Origin of the sequence: Butyrivibrio sp. FCS006 (assembly GCF_000424525.1) — a bacterium.
Classification (GTDB): Bacteria; Bacillota; Clostridia; order Lachnospirales; family Lachnospiraceae; genus Butyrivibrio.
The window spans coordinates 83350-99874 of record NZ_KE384205.1; the positions used below are offsets into that span (position 1 = coordinate 83350).

Sequence of the window (16525 nt, forward strand, 5' to 3'; positions counted from 1 at the left end):
GAGTCCTCTGCCTACTCTTATGCCACACAAGTTTCCAAAAGACTTATGCCATCTTCCGACACTTTGTATATGGAATAGCTTAGTATATCTTCACGATTAACCACTGTATTATTAACCTCATTAACCATAGTCGCTAGCTGATCAGCACATATATCACTATTTATAATCAGCAATTCATGCACCGACGATGGAATTATTAATGATTCTCCATACAGATCATAAATCACCTTATCCAGCCCCGGATACAGTATTACAGACGCACCAAATACTTTTTCGTTATTACTTAGCACGATAAAAGGATCATTAAAATCTCTTTCTACATTGTCTATCCCAATTGCCTCGTTCAAGCGCATAAATTTTGCTGGTCTCTTGCGTGGTGTATTGGCTGATGCTATTTTATACAGCTCATTTTCTGTATAACCAATTATTTCTGCCAACTTTTTCGTGACTATGATTGCTCCACAATTGTCGCCTACCGAACATCCAATCTCATATACTACTGCCAGATCCAAAAAGTCTCTGTAAACTTTATCCTTAAGATAATCTGTGTTCATTTCTTTATTTATCAGTCTGTAAGTAAGGAATTTTTCCACGCTACCGCGCTCAATAAGCTTCTGAACTTCCAATTCTGATAAAACCACTAGATTTTCTCCAAGAGTCTGATATATTTGTATGGCAATTTCTTCTACGCTGCTCTTTTGAAGCATCTCGTAGTAATCTTCCAAGTATACGACAGGATAGCTTTTATTGCTTTCACTTTCAATATGCAATGCAGTTCTAGAAATATCATTTCTCTTTATAACTGGTTGTATTACGCAGCTGATTTCATTTCCTGAATCTGCTGCCAATTTTTCAATAATCTGCATAACTGTATTGCAAAAATCATCAAAAGCATATTTATTTTCCATTCTTTTCCTCCGAATTACTGAATATCGAAATACAGTTGTGTTACAAATATATTTCGTCTCACCTTTTAAACCTCTACTTCAGCATCAAAAGTTTCTTCGTTCTCCACTTCTGACATATCTACTGAAACTCGAGTCTTAATTGACTCATCCATGCTCATAGCCTTTTCTAAATCCGTTCTTAATGGAGCGTACTTTAGAAGCTGTTTAATCACGGTCTTTTTAGCCATTGAATCAAAATTATTAGCCCAGGGACTGTATAACGAATCCGTCACTTTTGAATATCTTTTTGCATATTCTTCCACATCCCTTCTGCTCATAACTTCAAATCCATAACCTCCATTTCTTAATTTGTACAAAGCATAATAACAACGAACCTTTCCTCTATCGCTTAATGATGGTTTGTGATACAGTTTTGAATCAAGTCCAAGCTCATATTTAAAGTCGTCGTTCTCATATACTACCTGAGCTTGAATAGTCTGAATCTCCGGATTCCTATAAGCAAGGCCCAGCATACCTTTGTAACCAATCTGAAATTGACATTCTAATTTGCCCTTGTTGTTATAAGGGATAAGATAGGCCTGTCCAAGTGGGCTATTGACCTCAAGCCCCAACTGAGCTGCATTCATCAAAGCTGCTAAAAAGCTCATCTGGCTACACTCGGCAAGCTTTGGGGTAGTATTCAATGCAGACAACGCTATACGTGTAAACCTTTCAGGTGTAATGACTGTTGGAAGCGCTTTTTTGATCTCCGGTTCAATTGCTTTTATCAGATCTGCAATATTCATATTTTTAGAAAGCTTTGGATTTGTTGTTTCAACTGCTTTAGCAGCAAGTTGATTCTTGATCTCTTGTTCTTTCATCTGTCCTCCAAATAAATATGGCATAAGCGCAAAGGACCATCCTTTTACACTTATGCCACTTTGATTGTGAATCTTCTGGTAGATATCTTTTTAAGATAATTATCATATACATCCGGCTGCTCTGTTTTGAGTTTCTTAGTATCAAGTCTCTCCTGGTCATACTGTTTCCAGCTAATAACATATTTGTCCGCATAAGCCGTTTCGGCATCATCCATAGAGATCTTGATTTTCTCCTCAATAGTTTTCTTTTCTTTCTCGAGCTTGTTTATAAGTCCTTCCAGCTCGTCATGACGCTTTAGATCCTGATCATATCCAGATAGTATAAGTTCTTTCCCAGCAGTTGTCTTGTTATACATCGTTTTCAGATACTGCTCTGAGGCATCACTCCCATCAGGATCCGGTGGGATACACTGTAATACATTATTTTTCCAGAATCTCTCCTCAATGCTTATGAGATCTGCAATGACTTTCTCGTCTCGCTCAATACATACATAACGGAATGCTTTTCCAAGGATTACGACAGCCAGATACCACCTGTCTGCACCTGTCACTGCCATGTAGTGGTTACACTGAATTATATAGTGAGCAGGGACATTTCCGTTTTCCCATTGGCTAGCCGAATAGGCGGAGGCTGTTTTACATTCCAATCCAGCATTCTCACCCGCTATTATTCTGTCAACATTTGCAAACATGAATGGGTAATCCTTGTTCAAATACATGAAACTAGTACGCCTTACCTTTTTGCCCGTCTCTTCAGAAAACCTTTGAGCCACATATTCTTCAAGATCGCGGCCCTGCCGCATAGCTTCGTTATCGTATTCATCAATCCCATCAGTCGTCTTATCCAGATAGACTTTCATTGCAGAAGTATATGGGTTTAATCCGCAAATAGCTCCTGCATCACTGCCTCCAATGCCGTGTTTTCTTTGTTCCAACCATTCATTTTTGTCTTTGACGTATACTTTTTCTACATTACCAATATTCATCATGCTCTCTCCTATGATCAACAAAGCAAGCCAACTATCCGACTTGCATCACCCGCTACTATTACCCTCTTTTCAAATTGTCGTGGATCTTGCTCCATGCATTTGCCATGACGGATACTACTTTACCGCCGTAATTCACTATGGCAACTCCGATTTGAACACCTGTAGCAAACGCAGCGGGGAGAACCGCCTTATCCACTACTCTTTTTACTTTCTTTCTTCCGGAATCATCAAAATGATACGGCAGGTCATCCACTATGATATGCACCACTGCTAGCGCCTCCCTTCTCTAATGTTTTGTTGTCTGCTGTGAAACGACTGCTATCTCTTTTTCTTTATGAGGCATCGTATCACTTCCAGTATGCCTACAATGACTGAAATCGCTTTTTCCAATAGAAATCCCTCCTTGTTTTATATGTTGTTATCGTGCAAGAAGATGATATATATCTTAAAAATCGTATTTTGCGTTCATTAGAAATAAAAACAAAAAAACGTGAAAAAAGTGTAGCATTGTTTACACATTTTTCACGTTCTGCATGAGTTTTTTGATATGCAACATTTATTCGCCATTTAAACGTTGTTCTATGATCTTGTGCAATTCTTCTTCCACATCAACGTCGTCGTTATCTAATGCAGAATCAATACTCGCAGTGATGTGTTTTGTAATCCAACTAAGTTGTGTGTCCTCTTTCTTCCATTTTTTCGCTTCAGGTAAGTTGGCATAAGGTTCCCTGTTATTGGTAAGCATATTATGTGCATCTTCATCCGTATACTCTCCTTCTCCACGCAAGATTAAATATCCGCTTCGCAGAAGCATATATTTATGAGGATACATAATAGGATATAGTATCAGATTTAAGTCTTCATCGATGTAGTTAAATTCGATTAAACTTTCAAATTCGGGAAAAAATGACACTAACTCGTTGCGTTTCAATCCAATTAAACTTTCAATGTCTGAAAAAAAATGTGATAACTCTTTAGGGTAAATAATCTTCTTGATATATTTTTTAAAACTCTCGTCTTTATCATATGCAATTATGATTTTTTTGGCTAATTCTTCCCTGTCGTTTGGATTTATCTCCCCTAAGATTTCACATGAACCTACTTTGGTACTGACACGCTCGAAAGCTTCTATATGCAACATAAATGTATATAAATCGGCAGTATTGTCTCCGATTTTGCCCAATGCAGAATAGACAGTGTCCTTATCGATTAGCTTCATGACTTTTTCTGGAGGTTCATTATCCCAGTTTACCAGTATGTCTATTTCTTTTTGTATTCGCTTTCTCTGGCGTTTCAAGTTATCTTTTCTTTTTTGGAGCGTTTCACGTTCAAGTATCCTTTTTTCAACAGCTAAACTGTTGGTTTTCTCCTCTATTTCGCTCTCGATGATTCTTATGCATTCCTCACGTTCGCTTACCATACTTTCTATGTTTTGGGGAAGAATATCTTCCTGGTCGCTTTCTTGCTCGTTTTCTACATGAATTTCTTGATGAAGCCAATACGGATCCGATTCATACTTACTGAAATAAAACCTGTAGAAATTCGTGTCAAAAACGATATTCAGGATCTTTTTAAGCTTTTTCCTTAACGTATCACTTTTTGCAATTACATAATTCTTATTATTACTATAATTCTCTCCTATCAGCCGCGTAGTAAACTCATAAAATGTCATACATAATCCTTTATTATACTCAAATAGTCTCAATGCAATCAATGGAATAATTTTGCCATTATTTACTAATTTTTTTTCTTTTGAACGCATACTCTCTCGCGCTTATTATCTCACTGAGAAGCGCTGTAATCAATCAAAATATTGGAGGAAAAACTAATGACGGATGAAATTTTGAACTTCATGTCTGAGGTGCAGGCTCGGATGGATGAACTTTCAGAGAAGCTGGAAACGCTAACTGATGCTGTGGCAAAAACGCAGACTCAGCTGATTCCTATTGAGCATCGCCTTTCAAAGACTGAGAAAAAGGTGAATGATATTGCGTCAATAAAAATATACCGGAATATCATCGAGAAGGACATAAAACGCTTATCCAAGGAAGTCAAGGAAGTCAAGCAACTACTTGAAAAGGAAACGCGAAAAAACCGCAAGATTAAGAAGGACCTCAGCGCTCTTGCAAAACTCTTGCGTCTTCAGCTTCAAAAACGAGGCATACTTCTGGGAAAGAAGGCTTCTCTAAAGAAGATATGCTCTCGCTTGACCTATTATCCCACAATATCACAGATATCAAGCCGGGAGGACATTAATGAGCTCTGATCATACTGTACGTTTCAAGATTCAAGACACAGAGTATTCAGTCCGCGTAGTGAGGAGGATGAATATTAAGGCTGATCAGGAAATCTACCACCTGGAATCTTATCGTGAGTCCTCTTTTCTGGCTAAGACCTTTGTTACCAAGCTTAGCGGACTCAACCTTTGCGACAAATTGAAGATTCCTGTAATGTATCTCAGCGCTAAGGAACGGATAACCATCCTTAATAGTGTAATTGCAACTGCTCTGGAGTTCACAGCATCGGATGAGACTCCTGATCTTACAGATTACTGTGGCATTCTTTACGATGATCAGAAGGACAGAAATCTGGTACAGGGTTCCCTTATCTTATATCGGGCTCGGAATGTCGACTACGAAAAGCTGGTTTCACTTGCATTCGATATATTGCCGGGTGTTTCTGATCTGGTTTTTCTGGAGGCACTTTCATTTCCTGTCAAAAGAGCTTTGAGGGCTTTACACAGGAGCGCGAATTACACCTTCCTTTTATCGCTGCCGTACTGCTCGCTGAAGACCACTCTTCTGAACTGCTTGTCGAATTTTGCACAATCCAATGAGCTTCTCAATCGTAGTTTCACAGACTACTCCAATGCAGGTGCTCTTCTCCTCAATTCTCAGGAGTATTATGGTCTCAACTATATTCTCGACGATGCAGGGAATAAGGGATTATTCAGACCTAGCGCCATTGAGAGGCGTCGGGAAGATTTGGACAACATCATCACTTTTAATGCCGACCGTAATGAACGTTCAAACATAATCCTCTGTGCAGAAGATTATCATGGTTTGGGAAGATTATCAACCTATTCCAGGCTCTTGATCGTGTCACACAGTAAGCCTGAGCCTGAGAGAGCTAATCATATGATGAATATTCTGGATCAGATTCAGAAATCAACTGTCTGTGGATTCTACCTTGACTTTTACCAGGCAATACAGAAAATGTCCCCCGACGATATAGACCGGATATTTAAATCTGATGGATTTTATAGTCACGTACGGTCGAATGTGACTCTCCGTATAGGAAGGCACACTCATGTTCTCTATGTTGTATGGAACCTTTTGAGAGCCACATTACTTCAGGGTTCAGACACAGAAATGTACACCAAACAGATACTTCAACACCTGCAACTTGTTATAAACAAGCAAGAAGCTTTTGAGACGAAAATGCTTGGCACCCCCGCTGACCCAGTCTGTTTGACTCTAAAACTGATTGAAAGCGACTATCTCAAGAAATACGATGATAAAGCTGAGTATGAGAAGCATGCTTCTTGGTCCAAAGCTTGTTATATTGACCGTTTTCAAACTGAGTCCATTATTCGGTCAGATGTGTTGTGTTCTGCACTCAGAGAGGCTTACAACATGCTTATTACCAAAAACAGCCTCAATAAGAAGCTCGCGCAGGCAGGGGTTATAAAAACAGCCAGCGATGGCCGGAATACAGCAAACGTAAACAACAAGCGATACCTGGTGATCAATCTTATGGAGCTTAAGGCCTATGTTTCCTTCACCACCGGTTTTACCACGGATATCGATTGAAAGCAGGAATAATATTGCTCATATAATCATCACTACAGAATAACATGCATCCCCAAAAAGTAGGAAGGAGGCCAGGCAATGGTTAAAAAAATAAATATTGCTGAAAAAAGCCTGGCCTCTGCCCTCCTTTTGAAGCCGGATATACAGCAATTTCTAGATCAGCTCAAGCAAATCATGAATTTAGAGGATAATCTCAATTCCTGCCTTAGGTATGGTACAATTAGTCATGCTGATGCTGCACCACAATTGTTGATGTTAAAAAGAAACAAATATCAACTCAAGCAAAAACTGATTGACGAAGTGCACGTCACAAATAATGGCACACCCAGAAAAATTGAATATAAGGAAAACAAATGTCTCTGGTACACTATGATGCCTGATAAGCGCAAGCTTTATGGCAAAACAAGGGAAATCCTTTTGGATAAACTTATGGAGTACTATGGGCTGGCAACGCTTGATTTCAAAATGAAGACCGTATTTGAACAAGCGTTAGATCACAAGGACAGAACTGAGGCTGTTGATGCAGAGACACTCTATCACTTAAGAGCGTCTTTTGGCAGATTCATTGACGAAGAACTCTGCAACACAGATATCCGTTCCATTACCTGTGATATGCTGTCAGAATACACCTTAAAAATGCTTAGAAGGGCTCAATGGGTCGATGATCAGGGAGTTACGCATAAAGTCAAAAAGAAGGCTTATTTGGACTATAAAAGCGTTTTAAACGTGATATTTCAGTATGCTCTTCTTAAGGACTATATCGCAGTCAATCCGTTGAGCAAGTTCAGCAACAAGGTATTCTACAAGGAATGTGATTGTGCTAAGGCCTTGTCTTCTGAAAAAATCTTTTCAGAAGAAGAACTTATTAGGATCAAGGAAGAAGTACGCTCCAGAATCAATGATAAGAGGCATAAAGGGTATTTCATTAACGGTTATGCAATACTCCTTGCCATAGAAACTGGTATGCGTGCTGGAGAACTTCCATCCCTTAAGTGGACTGACATCAAGAGCAACCACATCCATATCCACTCCCAGCAGCTTTCCAAAAGGCAAAAGGGCGGTAAAGACTATTACTATGCTGACTGGACAAAAAACGAGAAGGGGATCCCGATGGGTGGCAGGAAATTCCCTTTATCCAAGGCGATTAACGATCTTTTGTCAGAAATACGCTCGCTCCAGAAGGAAAAAGGCATTGTTTCAGAGTTTGTATTCTGCCATGAAAATGGTGAATGGATAAAAACAGATGCTTATATCACATGCCTGAGACGTTTATTAAGAAGCCTGAACTACAATGTTACAAACAACCATGCCTTCAGGATGAGTCTGAACAGCAATGTCCTGTCGGCAAAATTGGGGCTTCCTGCAGCTAAAAGGGCTGAGCTTTTAGGGCATTCCGTTGAAACAAACCTCAGATACTACACCTATGCCACCAAAGACAGTATGGATGATCTGGTAAATCTGTTTGATTCAAACTGTCAGGAACACGCAAAAACACAGGAGGTCTCACCAAGGTCTCACCAAAATGTGGTTGTTTTTTCAAAAAAAGAAAGCTCAGAACACTTGATTTCTCAAGCTTTCTGAGCTCACTACTCTAGTGCGGAAGATGGGACTTGAACCCACACGATGTAAGCATCACAAGATCCTTAGTCTTGCTCGTCTGCCAATTCCGACACTTCCGCGAACCGTTCGTCTGAAGCGTTAACCGCTCGCGACGACTTTTATATAATAACAAGTTCTGGCCAAAACGTCAACAAAAATTTATAAACTTTTTTACGATTATTGTCAGCGCCTCAACCCCAGTATTTATGCGCATCTCACACCAGATTTAGAATCTCCAACGGATCATTTACAAAAAAATTATCCTTAACCCCGGCAGAAATTAATTCATCTTTTGTTCTAAATCCCCACAAACATGAGATACATTTCAGCCCTGTATTAACAGCCGTCTTGAAATCAACATCGGAATCGCCGACATAGATGCACTCTTCCTTCGTAACACCAAGCTCATCCATGGCAAAAAGACACTCATCCGGATATGGCTTTCTGCGCAGCTTATCCGTTACTCCGATAGCAACAGGCACGTACTCGCCGAAATAAATCTTATTGAGCTCACGAACCGCTCCCATAGGCTTATTTGAAACAATTGCCAGCTTATGGCCGCGCGCCGAAAGTTCCTTTAGCAGCTCAGGAATATTCTTGTAAGGCCCGGTCTTGATGTTGCAGTGCTGCTCATAATAAGCCTCGTACTCCGCCAGGATCTGCTCAAACAGCGGATGCGCTTCACCCTCCGGAATCGCCTTGTCCATCAAGACTCTTGCGCCGTTCCCGACAAAGTGCTTAACCTCATCAACCGAACGCAGCGGAATCTCATACTTCCCCAATATATAATTGACCGAATCCGTGATGTCCTCGATGGTATTGAGCACGGTTCCATCCATATCAAATATAACTGCCTTGTACTTCATCTTCCTAACCTCTAATTCCAATTACTTCCCCAGACGCTGTTGCATATATCTACGCACTGCTGCCTGGTAAAAGAGCTATCCTGCTCCCTTATGGCATTCAAATCCGCCAGTTCATCAGTATAGTCCGATAGCGGATAAACTGCAACTCCGTCATGCCCGTGGGTCACATGACAGACAAGCGCCTTAACGCCGCTATCAACAATTCTGACTTCACCCAATATATCTTTTGCCAGAGTGACCTGCGCCATTCCGCCAACCATGCGATCACAAGTCCCAGCTCCTGTCCCTGAAGTCCAGTTCACGAAATTCCCAAGGGAGTAGTAAACAAGCATATCTCCGCCGCCATGGTTATTGCCATGCCCCGGGACATCATCTTCAATAAATTCCACAGGCTCTATCACATGCGGATGAGTTCCTATCACAAGGTCAGCTCCGCCGGCCCTGAAAACTTCCGTCCACTTCTTCTGGCTCCCATCAATGCCGTGCAGATACTCCGTCCCCCAGTGAGGGCAGACAATGGTAAAATCCGCGTTAGCCTCCGCATACTCGAGATCTCTTTTCACCTTATCTTCGTCCAGCATATCCACTGCAAAAGACATATCAGACGGCGCCGAAATCCCGTTAGTCCCATAAGTATAATTCAGAATCGCAATCCTGATGCCATTCTTCTCAACAATATCAACCGCATCCTTCTGCTCCTGTGATCCGTTTATCCCCACCACTGTCATCTCCGGATGAGCGCTCTGCCAATACCCTAGCGTATTAACCACACCACGTTTCCCCTTATCAAGAGCATGGTTCGTAGCGTGACAAACCACGTCAAATCCCGCCTCCGACAACGCATCACCTATCTCGTAAGGCGCGTTAAAAGCCGGGTATCCCGAGACGCCCAGCTCCTTACCGCCGATAATGACCTCCTGATTGACCATTGCCAGATCGGCAGCCGCTATATAATCCTTAGTTTTGGAAAAGATAAAGTCGAAGTTGTAGTTTCCGCCTACATCCGCAGCACTTTCCTCCACGGGAGTATGAAGGAGTATGTCGCCGACCATCACCACAGAAACATTATCCGGCGCCGAAACGCCGGATACAATAGCAATAGATGCAATTAAAGAAAGAACAAGATTTAAACCGTTCATATCACTTCACAGTCAGCTTGTCGATATAGATACACAGCTGCTTTACCACCTTGACCAGTGTCCTGTATTTAAGCCCGATGTACGCTGCTGCAAGAGCCATAACCGCCGCGCAGGTAAAGTTTCCGATAAAGAAATTTCCAAAAGCTGCAGCCAGGAAAATGCATGCACAAACAATAAGCGCCATCATTGGGATAAGGAGCCTCATCATCTCCTGATGGATCTCCGTGAGCTTAAGCTCAAGCCCCTCGCGCTCTTCCCATATTTCTTCCTCTGAGATAACGTCAAAATCAAGCTTTTCAAGATGCCTTAAGTAATCTCTGAATCTCTTTTCCATATCCCCTCCAAACGCATAGTTTATAGTAAAAGACACTTCTATGATATCACATTCATCGCAATTCCGTCACCAAATCGTCCAAATACTGTATCATCTTCAAATTAAACTCATCATTTCCCGCAATCGCCTTCGAAATATCGCACCCCTCCTGGTCCGGCGTGCACTCTCCGCAGATATCAACCCCGATGATATCCCTGTCAAAGCATTTCTTCTCAGTGATAAAAAGAGCTCTCACAAACCCAAACAGATCATCCACTGAAAGCTCTCCCTGATCCCAGTTGGTCACGATCTCGCCCCTCTTAAGGACATCCTTATCAATCGAGAGATAAACCGGATGCTCAGTCTTAGGAAGGCTTATCCCCGTATCCCCCAAAAAGACATCTTCAAGATCATAAAATTTAGCCTTTTTAGCGCCATTTTCATCCAGCTCGTCTATCAGCCCCTTGTCGGCACCAATGATATGAATATCCCTCACAAACGGATTATTTTGGATAACATCCAGCACCCATCCACCGCAGGAAAGAATGTCAAACATGGGTCTTTGCATATCAGGGTGATGATCCAGCACAACCAGCGAGAAAGGCTCTTTTACCAGGCTCGTATACAGCGCTGAGATGTAATGGTAATTGCCATTGTCAATGAAATGTATGCCCCGGGCAAAAGACCTCTCGGCGTCACTATAGTCTTCCGAAATGCGCCTCAGAATCTCCTCACGCGCACTATCATCGCAGTAGGCATTTGTCCCCGAAATATCCTTCATATCAACAAAACGAGAGCTTTTATCCTGAAGATAAAAGCTCTCATGATCATAGATTCCTGAAAAATTTAGTATCGTAACATTTTTGTTCATATCACTTTGCCAGATCTGCCAAATGGATAATGGCATCTTCCTTCATGATGCATTCACCGTGCTCCTCGATGAACATTGCCTCGGGTGAATTCACTGTCAGCATCTCGGAGTACTCAACTCCTGCTCTTCTCATATCGTAGATCACACTCTCCTCAGAGGACATAAGTCCCGCAATGAGATAGAACGTATCTTTGTGCTTGTAAAGAGTAGAATCAACAATTGGAAGCTTCTGAACCACCTTGGAGAATCTCTCGATATCCTCAAGGTTCTTAAACTCCATCATATATTTAGCGTACTCGGAAAGAGGCTGGTAGCTGTAATCGCTCTCCTCAGGTTCTTTCGGTAATGCGCCTTCAAAGTCTCTTGCATAAATCCTGTTTATTGTATCGGTAACGTTGGTAATGACCTCGTTGAGAGCAACTCCCTTGTCTCTTCCGGTCTTCTTCTTGACCTCATCCACCCTCTCCTGAGTCAGGGTCTTAAGGATGGTCTCAGCTGCTCCGCGGATTCTGTCAGCTGCTTTCTGAATGTCGTCGTTACTCATCTTAACTGCAAATATGCGGACGCTTCCGTCCATCATCATGTTCTTGCTCATCATCATGACCTCTGTCTCAGGGTCATAATCAAGCTGCGCCCCAACTTCCTTGTTGAGCTGTGCAAAGAAGGATGTGGTGTTCTCTGCACCATTTACAACCGCTTCGGGAGTCAGGCCGATCTCATGGAGTTCTGATGCTGCGATACTGCATTCTACTGTTGTTTCATTCATTTTTACTATGATCACTTTGCATCATCTCCTTTCTGAAATAAGGCTTCTTCCTCAAGTTAATTATATTACTACGCCCAGGTACAGTCCACAATAGAGGGGTAAAATTTCTATTAAAAAAGCATCTGCCACGGAACTTTTTCTCCTATAGCAGATGCTAATAATCTTAATTCTGTTTTCTGATGTGCTTGCTCTCTTCTGCTGCTTTTATAACGTCGGGCTCAGTTCCGGTTTCGCTAACTTCTCCGGTAGCTTCGCACCTTACAGTCACACGGTTCGAACCTCCCACGGTACAGGTAAACATGGTGAAATCCCACTCTCCTGCTTCCATCTCCTCCACATCATAAGCGCCTAAAGTCTCGATGTTGGCAACCTTATAGTGGAAGCTGATCCCGTTCATATCCGTCACGATAACCTCTTCACCGGTCTTAAGCTCGGGAAGTGTGCCGAAGTGTTCCACGTAATTGTGGCCACAGACGATCAGGTCGTTATCGTAAGCAGAGCCCTTGTATCTGCACACAGAAACCTTGGCATTGTCCTTACTCCACTCATCCTGAATAGGTAGTAAAAGACCTAATGACGGAATCTGCACTGTTCCGATAAAACTTCTGCCTTCCACATCCACAATGGGCATTGGCCCATTAAAATCACTTGGAAGCACCGTGTCAGGCATCTGCTGTATAACGCCAAGCAGGAGATTGTCAGATGAGGCTCCTGCCTGGGCGTTCTCGTCAAAGTTATGTTTGACGATGTAAGCAGCAATACATATTAGAATTACGCCAATGGCGATGTAGATATATCCTTGAATTTTTTTCATGCGTTCTTACTGTTCTTCCTGATGCCTTTGATGATCAAAAATACGCCGGTGATAACAAGAATAGGAAGTGGCCACCAAAGCTGGCCTGTCTGAGGAAGTCTTCTGGCTCCGAGAACCTGTGGAAGATTCCTTATTGCGCCAAGCACGTCAGGAAGATCCGGTGTTCCCGGGGGATTATCTCCCGGAGGGGTGTCACCCGGCGGAGGCGGATTATCCCCCGGCGGATTGGAGGGCGTATAGCTGTTTGTAATGGTGTAAACCACAACTCCACCGTCTCCAAATACAGGGCCTGAAATGCTTACATTATATGAAACATCTCCGGTATAGGACTCCTCAAATGACCATGTATAACCCGGCTTGTCCTCCCAGGAATAGCTCCATCCCGTATCCTGGCTGAGTGTAACAGTATCATACACTTCTCCGTCACGCTTTATCACAACAGTGATAGATTGTGGTCTGTACTGTTCACCTCCTGCATCAGCCCATCTCTTGTAGAGAGAAAACTTAGCTTTTTCAACAAGGAATCTCTCACACTTGGCAAAAGCCTCTGCAACATAATATGTATCATCGTAGATCCATTCGTCAGTCTCTTCATCAAGCTGTGGAACAGATACTAAAAAGCTTGAGAAAACATATGTGCAGTCATCCTCTTCTACCACTGCACTCTTTACCAGATATATACCAAGGTCCAGGTTTTCAAAAACAGCTTTTCCGTCTTCATCTGTCACACCGGTAATTGCATCAGCAGAGTGGTTGGTGATCGCCTCGGACTCTACAGCTCTTAAAACCTTGCTCCATGTATCAGCTGCAGTGTCTTTATCGGTAATGGTGCTAAGATCAATATCTGTCAGCGTATTATATGGAGAGTCCAGTTCAAAAGAAAAACCATCCTCCAAAACAGATGCGATCTTGTATATTGAAACTTCTATCCCCTTAAAGTTCTGATAGGAATCTGTTCCATCCTCTTTGAATCTGTATGTTATGGTGAGCTTGCCCTTTTTGCCTTTGTCTATCGGCTCTCTTGCATAGGAGGTAAAAGACATTCCGCCCACCACCAGGAGCATCGCCATAACAAAAGCCAGTATTCTGCTGATCCTGTTCATAAACTTATTCATAAATCGGTTTCCTCAATTAAAAAGCTCAACGTTCCTTCCTGGGTCTTCTGGTTCTTATCAGGAAGATGATAAATGCTAAAAGAAGCATCGGCGCACCTATAAACGGCGCCATATAAATTGAATTGTACCTGGTCGCATCTGCCGGTACCAAAAGTCTCGTCTCTTCGTTATAATCAACACGCTTTGCCCGCACCAAAAGTCTGTGGGTGTTTACGCCGTAAGGCGTACACGTTACCAGCGTGACATATTCTTTTCCATCAAATATTCCAAGTCCCCCTGTATCTTCCGGAAGCACAATATTGATGCTGTCCACCTGATAAGCAAAGGTCTTGTCCAGTATATGTAATAAAAATGTATCCCCAACTATCATCTGATCAAGGTCAGTAAAAAGCTTCGCAGACGGAAGTCCCCTGTGCCCCGACAAAATAGTGTGGGTTGAAGTAGTTCCCGTTGGAAAAGAAGAACCTTCAAGATGTCCTATTCCAACCTGCAGAACCGATTCCTCGGTTCCATGATATATCGGAAGGTTAACTCCGATATTCTCAATCTCAATTGTTCCTATAATTCCTGTACCGGTGGGATCAAAGGTATCATAATACTTGTCCTTCATCTCACCCTCAAGCCTTAAAAATGTACTTGCCTGCGCATCCGCAAGCTCCTCATTAAATTTGTAGGCCTCTTCCCAAAACTTACTGTAATCTTCTTTGGTCAGATTGGCAACAGCCTCATCATAATTTGACACTGCCCTGCTCTGATGCTTGGAATTGATATAGTTACTCACAGATGGATAAAGAAATATCCCAAGCCCAACCAGAAAAATAAGTCCGAATATTATGTTGGGAAGCTGCTTTTTAAAAACCTTTTTAGCCATATACATTTGCTACCTTTGAATCGATTCTGCATTTCCGGTCAAAAGCTGCAGCCCCTGACCGGAAACACAGTAAGTTTCATATAAGAAACAAGATTCAAATTATATATTTAACTTTTTCATACCCTTAAAAATTACTCAGCATCTGCCTTTCTGCGAACGATGAAGTAAGCAACTCCGGCAACGATGAGAAGTCCGCCAACGATGTAGAAGATTGTTGTACCGATTCCACCGGTTGAAGGAAGGAGTGTACCTGCAGAGTTAGGGACTTCAACAAGGACTGTATCTGATACATTAACAAGTTTTGTATGCTCATAATTATCCACTTTATCAGAAATTAAATTACGTCCTTCAGGAGCAACTGTCTCTGTAAGATAATAAGAGTCATTGTCAAGACCCTTTACAACAATCTGACCGTCTGCCTTAGTAACTATAGACGTAGTAGCATTTGCATCCTCTGTCACAGTGTATGTAAGGCCATCGCTTGAGACAGTGAAGTGAAGAGGACCAGCCTCAGCATTATTCTTGTTGATAAGTGTAAACTCAGCATCGGCTAAAGGTGTCTTTGTATTATCCTCTGCAGCATACTTAAGAATTGAAAGCTGATATGTCTTAGTTTCTGTAGTTCTATGAGTTGTCTCTGTATTTTTGCCATACACAAGATATGCTGTGTTTATATTCTCTCCTGCTGCGCTGTTGTTAACTGCAGCTGAAACAACTGCCTTATTATTCAGCTTTGCTGAATACTTAATTGTAACTGTTACATCAGCTGTAGGATCTGAAAATGTTACTTCGAAACCGTTGTTAACAAAGTTTGGTGTTCCTGCTGTGGTTGCACCTTCGACACTATATGTGTAAGTAAGACTACTCTGATCAAGAGTAAGTCCTTCTGTCATCGTATCTACAACTTTATAATTTGTACCACCTTTTTTGAGATTTACTACAGTTTCATAATTGATGATCTGACCAATTTCTGCATCATTACCGTTAGTTTCATCTCTAAATACTGTTTTATCAATATTACCGGGATCAGAATCCTCTTCTACCTTCTTGTCAAGATCAGGAACGTCATTCTTTTCACTTATCTCCTGGTCTGGTGTATTTGTATCTACTGATACAGCAGCACCAAGTGACGAATCAACTACATAGTATCCATAAACAAGATTTCCTAATAAAAGATTTCCATCACCTGATGCAGTATCTGTGGCATCAGCAGCAATTTCTTTTGCTTTTGCAAAAGCTATAACATTTTTTCCAAATGCTGCTGCAGCAGTGTCAGTATTATTTTCCTCAGAAACAACTACAAATCCCTGATCGTCTACTGTAAAGAAAGCGTCCGTGAATCCTGCATTTGACCATTTTTCTGATAGTTTATATGTTCCTCCCTTTGCAGGATTTTCTTCATCTGCAGGAATGAAATCAAATACCCTATATGCATTGTATACCTGCCCTTTTTTTGCATCCTTAACAGTAATGCTTCCTGTTCCAGCTGCAAAAGCTGTTACGCTTGCGCCCATTACCATTACCAGCGCAAGAAGTGAAATAATTAGTTTCTTAATTCCTTTCATTTTGTTTCCTCTCCTTTGAATCTTGTTATGTTTTTTA

At 41.7% G+C, this 16525-nt stretch carries 17 protein-coding genes and 1 tRNA gene; 3 read left to right on the top strand and 15 right to left on the bottom strand.

Features of this window, described 5'->3' with window-relative positions; all coding sequences use genetic code 11:
- Nucleotides 1-17 precede the first annotated feature (17 nt).
- The 5 genes from G633_RS0115005 to G633_RS0115025 all read right to left on the bottom strand — a co-directional run bounded on the left by G633_RS0115005 (nucleotide 18) and on the right by G633_RS0115025 (nucleotide 4519).
- The gene (locus G633_RS0115005; RefSeq protein WP_026520419.1) at nucleotides 18-908 is read right to left on the bottom strand and encodes a DUF5688 family protein; all 891 of its coding nucleotides are present in this window, start codon (nucleotides 906-908) and stop codon (nucleotides 18-20) included.
- 65 nt (nucleotides 909-973) lie between these two features.
- On the bottom strand, nucleotides 974-1768 hold the full coding sequence (locus G633_RS0115010) for a recombinase RecT (protein WP_026520420.1): 795 nt from the start codon (nucleotides 1766-1768) through the stop codon (nucleotides 974-976).
- A 50-nt stretch (nucleotides 1769-1818) separates the two neighbouring features.
- Nucleotides 1819-2757: a YqaJ viral recombinase family nuclease gene (locus tag G633_RS0115015; RefSeq protein ID WP_081664819.1), complete on the bottom strand. Its 939-nt coding sequence runs from the start codon at nucleotides 2755-2757 to the stop codon at nucleotides 1819-1821.
- 58 nt (nucleotides 2758-2815) lie between these two features.
- Nucleotides 2816-3025: a hypothetical protein gene (locus G633_RS0115020; protein ID WP_026520422.1), complete on the bottom strand. Its 210-nt coding sequence runs from the start codon at nucleotides 3023-3025 to the stop codon at nucleotides 2816-2818.
- 288 nt (nucleotides 3026-3313) lie between these two features.
- Nucleotides 3314-4519, bottom strand: a complete 1206-nt coding sequence (locus tag G633_RS0115025) for a hypothetical protein (RefSeq protein ID WP_026520423.1) — start codon at nucleotides 4517-4519, stop codon at nucleotides 3314-3316.
- A 66-nt stretch (nucleotides 4520-4585) separates the two neighbouring features.
- On the opposite strand from G633_RS0115025, the gene G633_RS0115030 reads away from it, so the two are divergent.
- The 3 genes from G633_RS0115030 (at nucleotide 4586) to G633_RS0115040 (ending at nucleotide 8150) form a co-directional block, all read left to right on the top strand.
- Complete coding sequence (locus G633_RS0115030; protein ID WP_026520424.1) at nucleotides 4586-5023, top strand: hypothetical protein; 438 nt, start codon at nucleotides 4586-4588, stop codon at nucleotides 5021-5023.
- Nucleotides 5013-6569, top strand: a complete 1557-nt coding sequence (locus G633_RS0115035) for a hypothetical protein (protein ID WP_026520425.1) — start codon at nucleotides 5013-5015, stop codon at nucleotides 6567-6569. Before G633_RS0115030 ends, G633_RS0115035 begins: the two co-directional genes overlap by 11 nt.
- Before the next feature lie 78 nt (nucleotides 6570-6647).
- Nucleotides 6648-8150 carry a tyrosine-type recombinase/integrase gene (locus G633_RS0115040; RefSeq protein WP_026520426.1) on the top strand — a complete coding sequence of 501 codons (1503 nt, stop codon included), beginning with the start codon at nucleotides 6648-6650 and terminating at the stop codon, nucleotides 8148-8150.
- Nucleotides 8151-8164: 14 nt separating this feature from the next.
- Here the strand turns inward: G633_RS0115040 and G633_RS0115045 are convergent.
- The 10 genes from G633_RS0115045 to G633_RS0115090 all read right to left on the bottom strand — a co-directional run bounded on the left by G633_RS0115045 (nucleotide 8165) and on the right by G633_RS0115090 (nucleotide 16488).
- Nucleotides 8165-8248: transfer RNA gene (locus G633_RS0115045), tRNA-Leu, on the bottom strand.
- Nucleotides 8249-8383: 135 nt separating this feature from the next.
- The gene (locus G633_RS0115050) at nucleotides 8384-9055 is read right to left on the bottom strand and encodes an HAD family hydrolase (RefSeq protein ID WP_242826701.1); all 672 of its coding nucleotides are present in this window, start codon (nucleotides 9053-9055) and stop codon (nucleotides 8384-8386) included.
- Nucleotides 9046-10173: a CapA family protein gene (locus G633_RS18700; protein ID WP_051200282.1), complete on the bottom strand. Its 1128-nt coding sequence runs from the start codon at nucleotides 10171-10173 to the stop codon at nucleotides 9046-9048. Before G633_RS18700 ends, G633_RS0115050 begins: the two co-directional genes overlap by 10 nt.
- A gap of 1 nt (nucleotide 10174) precedes the next feature.
- Nucleotides 10175-10507 (bottom strand): hypothetical protein, encoded by a 333-nt coding sequence (locus tag G633_RS0115060; RefSeq protein WP_022767481.1) that lies wholly within the window; start codon nucleotides 10505-10507, stop codon nucleotides 10175-10177.
- A 52-nt stretch (nucleotides 10508-10559) separates the two neighbouring features.
- The gene (locus tag G633_RS18705; RefSeq protein WP_051200284.1) at nucleotides 10560-11357 is read right to left on the bottom strand and encodes a hypothetical protein; all 798 of its coding nucleotides are present in this window, start codon (nucleotides 11355-11357) and stop codon (nucleotides 10560-10562) included.
- Between the two features lies 1 nt (nucleotide 11358).
- Complete coding sequence (locus G633_RS0115070; RefSeq protein ID WP_026520427.1) at nucleotides 11359-12138, bottom strand: adaptor protein MecA; 780 nt, start codon at nucleotides 12136-12138, stop codon at nucleotides 11359-11361.
- 148 nt (nucleotides 12139-12286) lie between these two features.
- Nucleotides 12287-12937 carry a sortase gene (locus tag G633_RS19535; RefSeq protein ID WP_022767484.1) on the bottom strand — a complete coding sequence of 217 codons (651 nt, stop codon included), beginning with the start codon at nucleotides 12935-12937 and terminating at the stop codon, nucleotides 12287-12289.
- On the bottom strand, nucleotides 12934-14052 hold the full coding sequence (locus tag G633_RS0115080) for a Cna B-type domain-containing protein (RefSeq protein WP_026520428.1): 1119 nt from the start codon (nucleotides 14050-14052) through the stop codon (nucleotides 12934-12936). The genes G633_RS19535 and G633_RS0115080 overlap by 4 nt, the downstream gene beginning before the upstream one ends.
- Nucleotides 14053-14077: 25 nt before the next feature.
- On the bottom strand, nucleotides 14078-14923 hold the full coding sequence (locus G633_RS0115085) for a class C sortase (protein ID WP_051200285.1): 846 nt from the start codon (nucleotides 14921-14923) through the stop codon (nucleotides 14078-14080).
- 131 nt (nucleotides 14924-15054) lie between these two features.
- A complete protein-coding gene (locus G633_RS0115090; RefSeq protein ID WP_026520430.1) occupies nucleotides 15055-16488 on the bottom strand; it encodes an isopeptide-forming domain-containing fimbrial protein in 1434 nt (477 codons plus the stop codon).
- Nucleotides 16489-16525: the final 37 nt, after the last annotated feature.

What these genes read in the sequence shown, in the direction of transcription:
- G633_RS0115060 (WP_022767481.1), bottom strand. Translation starts at nt 10,507, where the DNA reads ATGGAAAAGAGATTCAGAGATTACTTAAGGCATCTTGAAAAGCTTGAT.
- G633_RS0115015 (WP_081664819.1), bottom strand. Translation starts at nt 2,757, where the DNA reads ATGATGAATATTGGTAATGTAGAAAAAGTATACGTCAAAGACAAAAAT.
- G633_RS0115080 (WP_026520428.1), bottom strand. Translation starts at nt 14,052, where the DNA reads ATGAATAAGTTTATGAACAGGATCAGCAGAATACTGGCTTTTGTTATG.
- G633_RS0115005 (WP_026520419.1), bottom strand. Translation starts at nt 908, where the DNA reads ATGGAAAATAAATATGCTTTTGATGATTTTTGCAATACAGTTATGCAG.
- G633_RS0115025 (WP_026520423.1), bottom strand. Translation starts at nt 4,519, where the DNA reads ATGCGTTCAAAAGAAAAAAAATTAGTAAATAATGGCAAAATTATTCCA.
- G633_RS0115085 (WP_051200285.1), bottom strand. Translation starts at nt 14,923, where the DNA reads ATGGCTAAAAAGGTTTTTAAAAAGCAGCTTCCCAACATAATATTCGGA.
- G633_RS18705 (WP_051200284.1), bottom strand. Translation starts at nt 11,357, where the DNA reads ATGAACAAAAATGTTACGATACTAAATTTTTCAGGAATCTATGATCAT.
- G633_RS0115035 (WP_026520425.1), top strand. Translation starts at nt 5,013, where the DNA reads ATGAGCTCTGATCATACTGTACGTTTCAAGATTCAAGACACAGAGTAT.
- G633_RS19535 (WP_022767484.1), bottom strand. Translation starts at nt 12,937, where the DNA reads ATGAAAAAAATTCAAGGATATATCTACATCGCCATTGGCGTAATTCTA.
- G633_RS0115010 (WP_026520420.1), bottom strand. Translation starts at nt 1,768, where the DNA reads ATGAAAGAACAAGAGATCAAGAATCAACTTGCTGCTAAAGCAGTTGAA.
- G633_RS18700 (WP_051200282.1), bottom strand. Translation starts at nt 10,173, where the DNA reads ATGAACGGTTTAAATCTTGTTCTTTCTTTAATTGCATCTATTGCTATT.
- G633_RS0115030 (WP_026520424.1), top strand. Translation starts at nt 4,586, where the DNA reads ATGACGGATGAAATTTTGAACTTCATGTCTGAGGTGCAGGCTCGGATG.
- G633_RS0115040 (WP_026520426.1), top strand. Translation starts at nt 6,648, where the DNA reads ATGGTTAAAAAAATAAATATTGCTGAAAAAAGCCTGGCCTCTGCCCTC.
- G633_RS0115090 (WP_026520430.1), bottom strand. Translation starts at nt 16,488, where the DNA reads ATGAAAGGAATTAAGAAACTAATTATTTCACTTCTTGCGCTGGTAATG.